Raw genomic sequence first — 13,140 nt, 5'->3', positions numbered from 1 at the left:
GCCCGTCAGCCCAGCTTTCGCACGAGCAGCAGCCCGGGAGCGCTCCCGGCGACGGCCCGCCGGGTCCCGGTGTCGCGGTAGCCGAGGCGCTCGTACAGCCGCCGCGCCCCGACGTTGTCCTCGGCGACGACGACCGCTGCCGCACTCTCGCCCCGCTCCCGCACCCGCTCCTCCGCCGCGGCGAGGAGCCGGCTGCCGATCCCCTCGCCGCGCCGGTCGGGCACGACCTCGAGCGAGCCGATCTCCGGGACTGGTCCGTGCCCCGCGACGGGCACCCCGGTCCAGCGGACGACGGCGGTGCCCACCGGCTCCCCGCCGCACCACGCGATGAGGAAGCTCCGCCGGCCTGCCTCGGCGTTGGCCAGCTGCTGGGCGTGGTTGCCGGGCAGGGCACGCTCGAGCAAGGGCACCGCGTCCGGCGCCGCCTCCCGCACCTCCACGGGCGGCCGGTCCTCTCGCTTCCTCACAGGAGCCAGTGTGCCCACCCGTGTCCCCAGCACCCGCCCGGCCGGCCGCCGCGCCCGTCGCGGTCGCTGCATCGTGGGCGCCGTGGGAGAGCTCATGCAGCCAGCGGACCCGGTCTCTGTCGAGAAGCAGGTGGGGCTCGCACTGCGCGCCTACCGCCGCGAGCAGCGGCTGAGCCAGCGCGGTCTGGCGGAGCGGACGGGCGTCCCGCAGGCGACGATCGCGCGGATCGAACGCTCCGCGAGCTCCTCCCCGCTCGCTACCGTCCTGAGCCTGCTCAGCGGGACCGGCTACTCACTCGCCGTCGTCGACGCGGACGGGTGGCCGGTCACCGCCTGGGACACCACCGACCTGCTCGCCCGGGACCGCTCGGGCCGCCGCTTCCCGGCGAACCGGCAGGTGAACCGTCTACGGGTGCGAGCGGGCGATGGCCCACGCTGGTGGCTCCTGCACGAGTTCCTCGGGACCGGCGCGTGCGGCCCACAACCCGAGTGGACGGCCGAGGGGTTCACTCCTCCACCTGGCACACGCTTCGGCAAGAAGCCCAGGCCCAGGAAGCCCGGCGATCCCACACCGTGGTGGTGGTGAGAAGGCCCCGACCGGAGCCGACAGGGTGGTCTCGTCGCGAGGGGTCAGATTGATCCACCCGGTGAGTCAGTCTGACGCCTCCGCACAACGTCACCTTCTCCCCCGGCCGCACCGGCCGGGCTACCGGGTGACGGTGTAGCTCGCGCTCATCGTGTGCCGCTCGCCGGGCGCGAGGCTGATGGCGGCGTCCAGGGCGTTGGCGGATTCGACGCACACCATCGTCGGCCACTCGTCGCCGCCGTAGTCGGGCATGGCGGCGGCCTTGTCCACCCACGGGTTCCACACCACGGTGTGGGCCGAGCCCTCCTTCTCGATCCCGATCCGCCTGCCGCCGGGCTCGTCGACGACGACGGCGGTCCCCTCGCTGTCGTAGACCCGGTCGGTCTCGGCGGTGAAGGTGACGTCGCCGCGCTGGGTGACCAGGTCCGGCCCACCGCCGGGCGCCTTGTCGAGGTAGGTCGCGCCGTCCAGGCCCTGGACGGTCGTCGTGCGCGCGTCGGCGACGGCGAGGTAGGTGTGCAGGGCCTCCTCGTAGGAGATCTCGGCGTCGCCGGTGTTCTCCACGGTGAGGGCCAGGGTGAGCTCGCGGCCGAAGGTGACGGCGTAGGTGGCGGTGAAGGCGTGGGGCCAGGCCGCGGCGGCGGGGATGTCGGCGATGTCGGCGTCGGTGAGCTCGAGGGTCAGCCTGACCACGCCGTCGTCGTCCGCGGCGGCGACGGGCCGCCACGGTGCCAGGCGCGCGAAGCCGTGCGGCGGCGGGGCCAGGCCCGGCTCGCGGCCGGCACCGAACCACGGGAAGCAGATCGGCACGCCGCCGCGGATCGCCTCACCCGGGACGAAGCGCGAGGAGCCGCTCACCCACAGGACGGGGTCCGCGCCGGCCGGCGTCCACGCGGTGACGTGGGCGCCGTGGAGGTAGACCTCCCCGGTGGCGACGGCGGTGGCCACCCGCAGCACGGGCAGGCCCCCATCACCCTCGGCGAGCGTGACGGACTCGGGCAGCTGGATGGTCATGGTGCGACGCTACTCGCGCCCCGCCGGTTCCTCGGTGCAGAAGCCGACGAGCTTGTGGCTGCCGTCGCACAGCGGCTTGATGGTCGAGGCCCCGCAGCGGCACAGCGCCACCGTGTTGCGGGTGCGGGGCATGGCCCGGCCCTCGACGTCGAGGATCGTCGCGTTCCCGCGGACGATCAGCGGGCCGTTGGGGTAGGCGGTGATCGTCACCTCGTCCTCGTCGCGGCGCACGTCCGAGCCCCTCACGCGGCCGAGGCGTCGGTCAGCGGCCGGACGAGGGAGGACTCCCCCGCCTTCCAGGCCTGGAGGATGTGGTCGCCCATCGCGCCGTCGACGGCGAGGCAGGCGGCGGCGCCGAACATGATGTCGGCGGTGAGCTCGGGGCGGTCCTCGGCGAGCGCGCCGGCGAGGTCGCGGGCGGCGATCTGCTCGTGGACGGCGTCGGCCTCGACGTGCTCGTCGAAGTAGTGGGTGACCTCCTCGGGGATGCCGTGGCGGCGCATGCCGTCGGCGTAGAGGCGGCACGGGATCGAGGCGGTCATCTCGTAGGCGGCCAGGTGCCCGACGATCGCGCCGAGGAAGCGGCGACTGAGGCCGAACATCGACATGACGTTGAAGGACGCGAGCGTGATCGCCGGGACGTGGTCGACGTAGGTGCCGTACTCGGCGCTCAGCCCCATCCCGCGCAGCGTGCGGGCGTAGATCGCCTGGTGGACGCGCTCGGGGTGCCCGCCGCCGTACTCGTCGGCCTGGATCTCCACGAGCGCGGCCTTGGCGCGACCGGTGAGGCGGGGGATGGCCCAGGTGTGCGGGTCGGCCTCGCGCAGCGTGTAGACGCTGCGCTGGACGAGCATCTCCACGACCTGTTCGTAGGTCGCGCGCTTCGCGACGTACTTGGCCAGCGAGGGGCCGCCCGGCTCGGCGGTGAGGGCGAAGAGGGCCTCGGCGACGGCGGCGACGGTCGGCTCGGGGGTGGGCGGCACGGGGACCTGCTCGCGCAGCGCCGCCTCGAAGGCGGTCTCGAGGTCGGTGCGCAGGCGCACGAGCTCGGGGCTCCACTCGTGCTCGGCGCCGAGCTGCTCGAAGGTGCCGTAGCTGAGGGAGTACAGGAGGAAGAGGGTGAGCTGGATGTCGTCGTCACGCACGGCGTCGGTGGTGCGCGCGGCGGCGGCGCGGCCGAGGTTGTCCAGCGTCTCGGGGTCCGCCCCGCGCAGCAGCACGTCGAGGAGGGTCGCGCTCACCTCGCCGCGTGGCGTGACCGGCAGGACCGGTGCCTCCGTCGCGGGCGTGGTGGGGACGGACGACATGACGGCGCTGTTCACCTGTGGGCTCTCCTTCGCGGGTTCCCGGGATCCGTCCCGGGTTCTCACGAGGTTGCCACCGGTCCCCTGGGCCCGCACTCCGGGCGCTCAGCGCCCGGCGGCGCGCTCGACCTCGCGGACGACGGTCGCGGCATCGAGGTCCGGGCGCCCACCGAGCCGTGCGACGGTCTGCGCGGCGCAGACGGTCGCCCACCAGCCGGCGGTCTCGGGATCGGCGCCGTCGAGGAGCGCGCGCAGCAGCCCGGCGACGAAGGCGTCACCACCGCCGGTCGCGTCCACCGGCGCCCCGCCGAGGAGCGGGAGGACGCGCGCGCCGCCGTCCCAGGCCAGCACGTTGCCCTCCCCGCCCGCCTCGAGCGCGACGAGCCCCGGCCCCTCGCCGACGAGCTCGCGGGCCGCCTCGACGACCTCCTCCACACCGTCCGGGACGCTGCCGAGGTAGGCGCCCAGCTCCTCGGCGTCCGCCCGCAGCACCGAGACGCCGCGCCACACGTCGTCGAGCGCAGCCCGCTCCTCCGGCGCGCCGTCGAGGAGGACGAGCGCTCCGGCGTCGGCGCCGAGACGGACGGTCTCGACCACGGCGTCGTCGGGCTGCTGGAGGTCGGCGACGACCGCGCGGGCGGCCCCGATCGTCGGGGCGGCGCGACGCACGTCCTGCGGGGTGAGGAGCGAGTCGCGGGGCACGTGCTCGAGCAGCCGGTGGGTGCCGTCGGCCTCGACGACGCCGACGACGAGCGGTGTCGTGCCACCCGCGCGACGCACGACGGCGGAGACGTCGATCCCGTCGCGGCGGGCCTGGTCGAGGACGAGGTCCGCGGCGACGTCCTCGCCGACCACCCCGACGACGCCGGCGGACAGGCCGAGCTGACGCAGCCCCACCGCCTGGTTGGCGGCGCCGCCGAGCGTCTCGAGGCGTGTCCCGACCGGGACCGAGCCGCTGCCCGGCAGCGCCTCCACGCTCACGACGAGGTCCCGGCAGACCAGTCCCGCGACGACGACGTCGACCATCGTTCTCCCCTCGTCCCGCCCGGGTGCACCCGGGCTCCACCGGCCAGCGTGCGGCAGCCCGAACGGCTCCGCCAGCGCGCGGGCGCCGGTAGCCTCCGCTCATGCTGCCGCCCCGGCTCGTCGACGCGCTGGCCGGTGTCGACGTGCCCGCGCCGGCCGCCGTCCTCGACCTCACGGCCCTGCGGGAGAACGCGGCCGCGCTCGCGGCGCGGGCCGGCGGCCTGCCCGTGCGGGTGGCGACGAAGTCGGTGCGCTGCCGGTGGGTGCTCACCGAGCTCGGGGCGACGCGGCTGATGACCTACTCCGCGGCGGAGTCGGTGTGGCTGGCGCGCCACGGCTGGGAGGACGTGCTGCTCGCCTACCCGACCGCGGACGGCGCCACGCTCGCCGAGATCGCCGCGGACCCGGTCCTGCGCGAGCGCGTCACGGTCATGGTCGACCACCCCGACCACCTCCGGCTCCTCGCCGCAGCGGGCGCGGGTCCGCGGCGTCCCGTGCGGGTCTGCCTCGACCTGGACGCGTCGCTGCGCCTCGGCCCGGCACACCTCGGGGTGCGCCGCTCGCCGGTGCGGACCCCGGCGCAGGCCGCGGTCGCCGCCCGGCGGATCGCTGCCACCCCCGGCGTCGAGCTCGTTGGGGTGATGTGCTATGACGCGCAGGTCGCCGGGGTCCCCGACGCGTCCCTGCCCGAGCGGGTGGTCAAGGCGGCGTCGACGGCCGAGCTGCGCCGTCGTCGTCCCGCGATGGTGGCGGCGGTGCGGGACGTGGTGGACGTGCCGCTCGTCAACGTCGGCGGCACCGGCAGCCTCCACCTCTACGGCCGCTCGGCGGAGGTCACGGAGGTGACGGCCGGCTCGGGCCTGTTCGGCCCCACGCTCTTCGACGGCTACCGCGCCTTCCGGCCCACCCCGGCGCTCTTCCTCGTCTCGCCGGTGGTGCGGCGCCCCGCGCCGCGGGTGGCGACCGTCTTCTCCACCGGCTTCGTCGCCTCCGGGCCGACGCGCGCGACGCGCCTGCCCCGACCGGTCCACCCGCCCGGGCTGCGGCTCACCGGCACCGAGGGCGCCGGGGAGGTCCAGACCCCGGTGGTCGGCGACACGGCCGGGAGCCTGCGCGTCGGGGACCTCGTGTGGTTCCGGCCGGCGAAGTCCGGGGAGCAGCTCGAGCGGGTGACGACCGTCCACGTCGTCGACGACGGCCGCCTCGTCGCCTCCGTGCCGACCTACCGCGGTGAGGGGATGAGCTTCGGGTGACGTGGCGCAACTGGTCCGGCACGGTGGCGGCGACCCCGGCGGAGGTGGTGCTCCCGCGGGACACCGCGGAGGTGGCGGCGGTCGTGCGGCGGGCCGCGGCGACCGGGCGGCGGGTGACGGCGGTCGGGGCGGGGCACTCCTTCACGCCCGTCGCGGAGGCACGGGACGTCCAGCTGGGGCTGGACCGGCTGACCGGAATCGTCGCCGTCGAGCCGGACGGACGGGTGCGGGTGCGGGCCGGCACCCGGCTGCGTGAACTCGGCAGGCTCCTCGCCGGGCACGGCCTGGCGATGGAGAACCTCGGCGACATCGACGTGCAGACCCTCGCCGGGGCGCTGTCGACCGGGACCCACGGCACCGGCGCCCGCTTCGGTGGCCTGGCCACGCAGGTGGTCGGGCTGGAGCTGGTGCGCGGGGACGGCGAGGTCGTGCGGCTCGGGGAGGGGTCCGGACCGCCGGTGGAGGCCGCCGTCGTCGGCCTGGGGGCGCTCGGCGTCGTCACCGAGGTGACGCTGCGGTGCGTGCCCGCGTTCACGCTCCACGCGGTCGAGGAGACCGCGCCGCTGGACGCGGTGCTCGAGGGGCTGGAGGAGGCCGTCGCCGCCCACGACCACTACGAGCTCTACTGGTTCCCCCACACCGAGCGCTGCCTCACCAAGGCGAACACCCGCCGGGAGGGCGGGCGGCCGGAGCACCCGCTGCCCGGGTGGCGGCGCGTGCTCGAGGACGAGGTGCTGACCAACGCGGCCTACGCCGTCGTCAACGAGGTGGGACGCGCCCGCCCGGCGTGGGTGCCGGGGCTCAACCGGCTGGCGACGCGTGTGCTGTCGCGACGCGAGTACGACGACGTCTCCGCGCGCGTCTTCGCCACGAGCCGGCGGGTGCGCTTCGTCGAGTGCGAGTACGCGGTGCCGCGGGCGGCGCTGCCCGGGGTGCTCGCGGGGCTGCGGGCCTGGGTGGGCAGGCGGCCCGACGCCGCGGTCCAGTTCCCCGTCGAGGTGCGCTTCGCGGCGGCCGACGACGTGTGGCTCTCGACGGCCTACGGACGGGAGACGGCGTACGTGGCCGTCCACCAGTTCCACCGGTCCCCGGCGCGGGAGTACTTCCGCGCCTTCGAGGCGATCGCGCTCGCCCACGAGGGCCGCCCGCACTGGGGCAAGCTCCACGGTCTCGACGCCGCCGCGCTCGCCGCCCGCTACCCGCGGATGGGGCAGGTGCGCGCCCTGCGCGACGAGCTCGACCCCGGCCGGGTCTTCGCCAACCGGTACCGCACGCGGGTCCTTGGCGCGTAGAGACGGATCTCACACTCCGGCGCCACCTGCTCCTGGAATCCGTACCGCCTCCCCGTCGTTCTACCGGGTGACATAAGACGCGATCCGGGAGGAGACGACGTGCGCCGCCGCAAGCAGGTCGAGTTCGAGGACGACGACGGCACGATGCTGCGCTACGCCCAGCACCCCAACGGTGGTGGGCTCGTCGAGCGTGGCGCGCAGGTCCACCCGAGCGCCTGGGTCGCCCCCTCCGCCTACGTCGACCCCGGCGCCCGCGTCGGTGCCGAGGCGTACCTCGACGACGGTGCGTGGGTGGACCGCGGGGCGGTCGTCGCCGCCCGGGCCCGGGTCGGCAAGAACACCCACATCGGTGCCCGCGCCGTCGTCGGCCGCGGCGCCCGTGTGCGTGACGGCGCCAAGGTGGCCGGCGGGGTGCGCGTCCCCGACTTCGCCGAGGTCGGCCCCGACACCATCGTCCGCGCCGCCTGACCCCACCCCCTGACGCCGACAGCACACTTACCGCCGACAGCACAGTTGTCACCGAGAGTGCACTTGTCGCCGACAGTACAGTTGGCGCCCGCTACGGGCCGACGTCGTGGTTGTCGCGGAAGACGTGGTCCGGGTCGTAGCGGCGCTTGAGGGCGCGCAGCCGCTCGAGGTGCGCCGGCGGGTAGGCCTCGGTCAGCCGCTCGGGCCGCGGGTCGGTCTCGAAGCTCGGGTAGAGCCCCACGGAGTGGTGGTGCATCCCGTCCCACACGGCGTCGAGGTTCCGCCGGCTGGAGCCGAAGGCGACGACGGAGAAGTTCGCCGAGCGGTGGGCGAAGGCGGTCGCGTCCGGTGCGACGTCGCCGGTCGCGCCGCCCATGGCGCGGATCTGGAAGAAGAAGCTGTGCCCGGAGCGGACCAGTCGTTCCGCGTCCGCCGCGAACTGGGGCGTCACGTGCTCGAGCAGCGCCGAGCGGGTCACCGGCTCCCCCTGGCTCGTGTGCCGGGCGTCGGGGGTCGCGACGACGGCGGGGTAGGGCACCACCTGGACCGACTGGCCCACGAGCGGCGCGACCTGCGCGAAGGGCTGGAGCATCGCGAGGATCGTCTGCGGGTCGGCGGAGTCGATGACGGTCGTCGTCTGCGCGACGAGTCGCCCGCCCCGCGGCGCGCCCATCATGAGGAAGCTCGTCAGCTCGCGCGGCGCGGCCTCGGCTGCGGCGCCCCAGCGGGTGAGGAGCTCCGCGGTGTCGCTCGCGTCGAAGACGAGCTGGGCGACGGCGACGTCGCCGACCTCCGCGGCCTGCATCTCGAAGGCGGTGACGACGCCGACGGTGAAGCCGGCACCGCGCGCCGCCCAGAACAGCTCGGTGTTCTCCTCGTCGCTGGCCCGCACGACGCTCCCGTCGGCGAGGACCATCTCCACCGCCCGGACGTGGTCGATCGTCAGCCCGTGCTTCCGGCCGAGGAAACCGATCCCGCCCGTGGTCGCCAGGCCGCCGACGCCGACGCCGCCGAAGTCGCCCGAGCTGATCGCCCAGCCGTGGGGCTGGAGAGCGGCGGCGACCTCGCCCCAGCGGGCGCCGGGACCGATCCGCACGAGCCGCTCGGCCTCGTCGAGCACCTCGATGCCGTTGCTCCGGGACAGGTCGAGGACGATCCCGCCGTCGTTCGTGGAGCGGCCGCTGATCCCGTGGCCGGCGCTGCGCAGGGAGAGCGGGACGTCCTGGGCGCGGGCGAAGCCCAGCGCCTGGGAGACCTCCTCCGCGCTGCCCGGGCGCAGCACGAGGCCGGGGGAGCCGCCGCGCAGGTAGGTCGAGCGGACGGCGGCGTACGCGGCGTCGCCCGGCTCGACGGCGTGCTCCGCGAGCGCCGGCGGGACGTCGTCGTAGGCGATGCCGGGGCGGCGGGCGGCCCGGACGGCGGTGCTGCGCGTGGGCGCGGGCGGCGTGCCGCGGCGCTCGCGCTCGGCGGTGACGGCCGCCCTGAGGGCGGGTGCGACCTCGGTGGCGAAGCGCTCGAGAGCGGCTGGGTCGGCGGTGGCGAGGAGGAGGGTCCCGGCGCCGTCGTCGACGACGAGGGCGAGCAGGTCCGCGACCGAGGTGACGGCGTCGAGAGTGAGGACGCGGCGAATCTCACGCGGGTCGCGCCCGGCGGCGGTGGCGGCGGCGTCGACCAGCCCGTTGCCGTCCCTGAGCCCCACGAGGTCGGCGGGGGCGAGCCAGCCGTCGGCGGTGCGACCGACGAGGTCCAGGTGCTCGCGTCCGCTGCCGCCGAGCCACACCGGGACGGTGTGCGCCGGCGCGGGGCCGCGCTGGGCGCCGACGAGACGGTGGTGCTCCCCGCGGTAGCTGAGCGGTGCGGGGGCGCTCGCGTCCCAGGTGCCGCGGACGACGTCGACCGCCTCCTCGAGGGCGTCGGCCGGCTCGGCCGTGAGCGTCAGGGTGAGCCGCCCGCCGCTGAGGAGGTCGAGGCTGGCGGCGCTGCGGGCGGCGATCGCCGGCGGGTGGTGCGCCGTCGCCGTCAGGCCGACCCGCGTGGTCCGGCCGGCCACCCACGAGAGGAGGGTCCAGGGCTCGTGACGGGCGTCGTCGTCCGTCACGGCGACGAGGTCGAGGCCGAGCTCCTCGGCGCGGACGGCGAGCTCGAGCGAGGCGGGGTCCGCGGGGAGGAGGACGCCGAGCTGGAGGGGGTGCCCGTAGTCCATCAGGCACGCTCCGCCGCTACGACCTCGCGCACGGCGGGTGCGATCTCCTGGCCGAGGACGGCGAGGGCGGAGGGGTCGTCACCGCCGAGGATGAAGGCGCTGACGCCGTACTCGAGGGCGAGGACGGCGAGCTGCTCGGCCCACTGGGCGGGCGGGCCGACGAGCAGCCGGGAGCTGCGCTGCGCGGCGAGCTGGCCGCCGATGTTGAGCAGGCGCCGCACGGACCGCGGGTCGCGGCCGGCGGCGGTGGCGGCCTCGTCAATGGTCGCGTTGCCGTCGGCGATGTCGTCCAGGCTCTCGAGGTAGGCGAGGGAGGGCAGCCAGCCGTCGGCCTTGCGGCCGACGAGGCGCAGCATCCGCGGCTTGTACGCGCCGACCCAGATGCCGATGTCGTGGGCCGGTGCGGGACCGCGCTTGGCGCCGTCGAGGCGGTGGTGCTCCCCCTCGACGACGAGACGCTCGCGGGTGCTCGTGTCCCAGACGCCGCGGATGACGTCGATGCCCTCGCTCAGCGCGTCCACGCTCTGGCCCGGGGAGAGACGCGTGCCGCCCATCGCCACGATGGCGTCCCAGAAGCCGCCGGCGCCCAGGCCGAGCTCCACCCGGCCGCCGCTGAGGAGGTCGAGGCTCGCGGCGGCCCGGGCGAGGACGGCCGGCGGGCGCAACGGCAGGTTGGCGACGTTCGGGGAGAGCCGGATCGTCTCGGTGCGGGCGGCGACGTAGGACAGCAGCGTCCACGTGTCGAGGAAGGCCGGCTGGTAGGGGTGGTCCTGGAACGTCGCGAGGTCCAGCCCGGCGGCCTCCGAGGCCTGCGTGAGGGCGACGACCCGCTCCGGCGAGGCGCTGCTCGGGGTGATGAAGGAGCCGAAGAGGAGGTCGTGGCCGTAGTCCGTCATGCCGGGGCAACACGGTTCCACGGCCGGCCATTCCGCGGGTGCGGCGGGTGGCACGCCGGGCTCCAATGGGAGGCATGGCCACACAGGACCCGCGCGTCGGCGTCGTCGTCATCACCCACAACCGGCGCACCGAGCTCGACCGCACCCTGCGGCTGCTGCGCGCGCTGCCGGAGCAGCCGCCCGTCGTCGTCGTCGACAACGGCTCGGGCGACGGGACGGCGGAGGCGGTGCGCCGCGACCACCCGTGGGTGACGCTGCTCGAGAGCCGGCGCAACCTCGGCGCCGTGGGCCGCAACCTCGGGGTGCAGCTCCTCGACACGCCCTACGTCGGCTTCTGCGACGACGACACGTGGTGGGACCCGGGGAGCCTCACGGCCGCGGCGGACGCGCTCGACGCCCACCCGGACGTCGCCGTCGTCACCGCGCGGATCGTCGTCGAGCCGGCGGGGACGGAGGACCCGATCGTCGCCGAGCTGCGCGACTCCCCCGTCGCGGGCCGCCCGGGCCTACCGGGGCCGGCGCTCGGCAGCTTCCTCGCCGGCGCGTCGGTCGTGCGGCGCAGCGCCTTCGTCGCGGCCGGCGGCTTCCACCCGCGGCTGTGGCTGGGCGGGGAGGAGGAGCTCCTCGCGGCGGACCTCGCCGCCGTCGGCTGGGAGCTGTGCTACCTGCCCGCGGCCACCGTCCACCACCAGGCCTCGACGGCGCGGGACACGACGAAGCGGCTGCGCGACGGCGTGCGCAACACCCTGTGGTTCACCTGGCTGCGCCGGCCGCTGCCCGCCGCGCTGCGCCGGACGGCCGTGGTGCTGGGGAAGCTGCGCTCGCGACCCGCCCTCGAGGGGGTGCTGGCCGCACTGCGCGGGGCGCCGTGGGTGCTGCGCGAGCGCCGGGTGCTGCCCGCCCACGCCGAGGCGCGCTTCCGGGCGCTCGAGCGCTCCCAGGCCGAGTCCAAGGCCCGCACCTACGGCTGACCACCCCCCGCTCCCCACCCACCCCTCGCCGAGTACGCACTTACGGTCACCCGGCCGCCCGCGGAGGGCCGCCGCGGTGACCGTTCGTGCGTACTCGCGGGAAAGGGGGGGGTCCCGTCAGGCGCTGGGGGCCTCGAGGTGGACGGTCTTGAGGACGGTCATCTCGCCCAGCAGGTCCGGGCCGTAGCCGGCGCCGGTGCCGCTGTCGCGCCGCGGGTCGGCCGACCCTCCGGGCGCACCGCCGAAGACGCCGTTGACCTTGACCGTGCCGACTTCGAGCTCCTCCGCGGCGCGCAGCGCGTGCCCGAGGTCAGGCGTGAGGACGGTCGCGGCCAGCCCGTAGCGGCTCTCACCGGCCAGCGAGAGCGCCGTGTCGAAGTCCGGCACCCGCACGAGCGCCGCGACCGGCCCGAAGGTCTCCTCGGCGACGGCGGTGACGTCCGGCGCGCAGCCGTCGAGCACCGTGGGCGGGTAGAAGCTGCCGGGCCGGTCGAGCGGCGCCCCGCCGGTGACGCAGCGGGCGCCGGCGTCCACCGCGGCGCGCACGTGCTCGTCGACGACGGCGAGCTGGTCCGCGTCAACGAGCGGCCCGAGCGTCGTCGCCGGGTCGGCCGGGTCCCCGACGACGAGCCCCTCCGCCACCTCCGCGAGCGCCGCGACGACGGCGTCCGCGACGTCGTCGTGCACGTAGACGCGCTCGACGGAGGTGCAGATCTGGCCGGTGTTGGTGAAGGCGCCGGTCGCGATCTGCTCGGCAGCCCAGCGCGGGTCGACGCCGGAGTCGACGACGATCGCGTCGGCGCCGCCGTTCTCGAGCAGCACCTTGGCCCCGCGGGCGCCGGCGACGGCGGCGATGCGCCGGCCGGCCACCGTCGAGCCGACGTGGGCGACGAGCGCCACCCGCTCGTCGGCGACGAGCGCGGCGCCCGTCTCGCCGTCGCCGTTGACGACGTTGAGCACCCCGGCGGGCAGCGCATCGGCGACGAGCCGGGCCATCTCCCACCCCGGCAGCGCCGAGCGCTCCGACGGCTTGTGGACGACGGTGTTGCCGGTGACGAGCGCGGCCGCGAGGAGGCCCGCGGCCGCCGGGAAGGGGTCGTTCCACGGGGTGATGACGGCGACGACGCCGCGCGGCTCACGGCGCACGACGTCCAGCGCCGAGGTGGCGCCGGCGAGCGTGCGGCCGGCGGCGCCGAGCCCGGTCGTCGCGGCCTCCTCGAGGAGGTCGGCGGCCACGGTGGCGGACTCGACCGACTGGCCGAGCAGCCGCCCGGTCGCCGCGGCGAGGAGCGCGCCGAGGCGCTCGGCGTCGGCGCGGACGGCGGCCGCCGCGGCCCGCAGCGCCGCCGCCCGCTCGGCCGGTGCCGTGCGGCGCCACGTGGCACGTGCGGCCCAGGCGGCGTCGACGGCGGCGGTGACCTCCTCCGCCGTCGCCGGCACGATCGTCGTCACCGCGTCGGAGCCGCTCGGGTCCTCCCGCCGCAGCTGCCGTGAACCGGCCGCCTCGGTCACCCGGCCATCCACGAGGTGGACGGCGAGCTCTGCGGTACGGACGTGAGCGGTCTCGGTCGTCGTCACGTGTAGGTCTCCTTGTCGAAGTGCGAGAAGTGCTTCTCTCGGGCAGCGTGAGCAGCGAATCACCTATAGGTGACTCGGACCA

General features: G+C 75.9%; 12 protein-coding genes and 1 pseudogene. 5 read left to right on the top strand and 8 right to left on the bottom strand.

All coding sequences use genetic code 11. The features are described from left to right. Nucleotides 1–5: 5 nt before the first annotated feature. Nucleotides 6–467, bottom strand: a complete 462-nt coding sequence (locus tag AA0005_RS02030) for a GNAT family N-acetyltransferase (RefSeq protein WP_413451761.1) — start codon at nt 465–467, stop codon at nt 6–8. 10 nt (nt 468–477) lie between these two features. Here AA0005_RS02030 and AA0005_RS02025 point away from each other — a divergent pair, with 10 nt between their 5' ends. Continuing rightward, nucleotides 478–1,053, top strand: coding sequence for a helix-turn-helix domain-containing protein (locus tag AA0005_RS02025; RefSeq protein ID WP_413451760.1), 576 nt, complete (start codon nt 478–480; stop codon nt 1,051–1,053). Nucleotides 1,054–1,173: 120 nt separating this feature from the next. Here the strand turns inward: AA0005_RS02025 and AA0005_RS02020 are convergent, their stop codons facing one another. From AA0005_RS02020 to AA0005_RS02005, 4 genes are all read right to left on the bottom strand, one after another. Next, complete coding sequence (locus tag AA0005_RS02020) at nt 1,174–2,067, bottom strand: D-hexose-6-phosphate mutarotase (protein WP_413451759.1); 894 nt, start codon at nt 2,065–2,067, stop codon at nt 1,174–1,176. Nucleotides 2,068–2,076: 9 nt separating this feature from the next. Beyond that, nucleotides 2,077–2,298, bottom strand: coding sequence for a CDGSH iron-sulfur domain-containing protein (locus AA0005_RS02015; protein ID WP_413451758.1), 222 nt, complete (start codon nt 2,296–2,298; stop codon nt 2,077–2,079). An 11-nt stretch (nt 2,299–2,309) separates the two neighbouring features. Then, nucleotides 2,310–3,374: an iron-containing redox enzyme family protein gene (locus AA0005_RS02010; protein ID WP_413453051.1), complete on the bottom strand. Its 1,065-nt coding sequence runs from the start codon at nt 3,372–3,374 to the stop codon at nt 2,310–2,312. Between the two features lie 102 nt (nt 3,375–3,476). Beyond that, nucleotides 3,477–4,397, bottom strand: coding sequence for a PfkB family carbohydrate kinase (locus AA0005_RS02005; RefSeq protein WP_413451757.1), 921 nt, complete (start codon nt 4,395–4,397; stop codon nt 3,477–3,479). A 101-nt stretch (nt 4,398–4,498) separates the two neighbouring features. Between AA0005_RS02005 and AA0005_RS02000 the strand changes: the two genes are divergently transcribed. The 3 genes from AA0005_RS02000 to AA0005_RS01990 all read left to right on the top strand — a co-directional run bounded on the left by AA0005_RS02000 (nt 4,499) and on the right by AA0005_RS01990 (nt 7,410). After that, nucleotides 4,499–5,650, top strand: a complete 1,152-nt coding sequence (locus AA0005_RS02000; RefSeq protein ID WP_413451756.1) for an alanine racemase — start codon at nt 4,499–4,501, stop codon at nt 5,648–5,650. Next, on the top strand, nt 5,647–6,942 hold the full coding sequence (locus tag AA0005_RS01995) for a D-arabinono-1,4-lactone oxidase (protein WP_413451755.1): 1,296 nt from the start codon (nt 5,647–5,649) through the stop codon (nt 6,940–6,942). The genes AA0005_RS02000 and AA0005_RS01995 overlap by 4 nt, the downstream gene beginning before the upstream one ends. A gap of 99 nt (nt 6,943–7,041) precedes the next feature. Further along, the gene (locus AA0005_RS01990; RefSeq protein ID WP_413451754.1) at nt 7,042–7,410 is read left to right on the top strand and encodes a DapH/DapD/GlmU-related protein; all 369 of its coding nucleotides are present in this window, start codon (nt 7,042–7,044) and stop codon (nt 7,408–7,410) included. 91 nt (nt 7,411–7,501) lie between these two features. Here the strand turns inward: AA0005_RS01990 and AA0005_RS01985 are convergent, their stop codons facing one another. Next, a complete protein-coding gene (locus AA0005_RS01985; RefSeq protein WP_413451753.1) occupies nt 7,502–9,613 on the bottom strand; it encodes an LLM class flavin-dependent oxidoreductase in 2,112 nt (703 codons plus the stop codon). A gap of 2 nt (nt 9,614–9,615) precedes the next feature. Next, nucleotides 9,616–10,509, bottom strand: a pseudogene (locus tag AA0005_RS01980) (LLM class flavin-dependent oxidoreductase); the annotation flags it as partial. A 74-nt stretch (nt 10,510–10,583) separates the two neighbouring features. On the opposite strand from AA0005_RS01980, the gene AA0005_RS01975 reads away from it, so the two are divergent. Further along, a complete protein-coding gene (locus AA0005_RS01975; protein WP_413451752.1) occupies nt 10,584–11,480 on the top strand; it encodes a glycosyltransferase family 2 protein in 897 nt (298 codons plus the stop codon). Nucleotides 11,481–11,597: 117 nt separating this feature from the next. Here the strand turns inward: AA0005_RS01975 and AA0005_RS01970 are convergent, their stop codons facing one another. Continuing rightward, nucleotides 11,598–13,058 carry an aldehyde dehydrogenase family protein gene (locus AA0005_RS01970; protein WP_413451751.1) on the bottom strand — a complete coding sequence of 487 codons (1,461 nt, stop codon included), beginning with the start codon at nt 13,056–13,058 and terminating at the stop codon, nt 11,598–11,600. Between the last annotated feature and the right edge of the window lie 82 nt (nt 13,059–13,140).

Source organism: Georgenia phoenicis (genome assembly GCF_047302425.1).
Classification (GTDB): domain Bacteria; phylum Actinomycetota; class Actinomycetes; order Actinomycetales; family Actinomycetaceae; genus Oceanitalea.
Note: the sequence above shows the minus strand (reverse complement) of the source record. Positions and strands in the feature narration are given on the sequence as shown.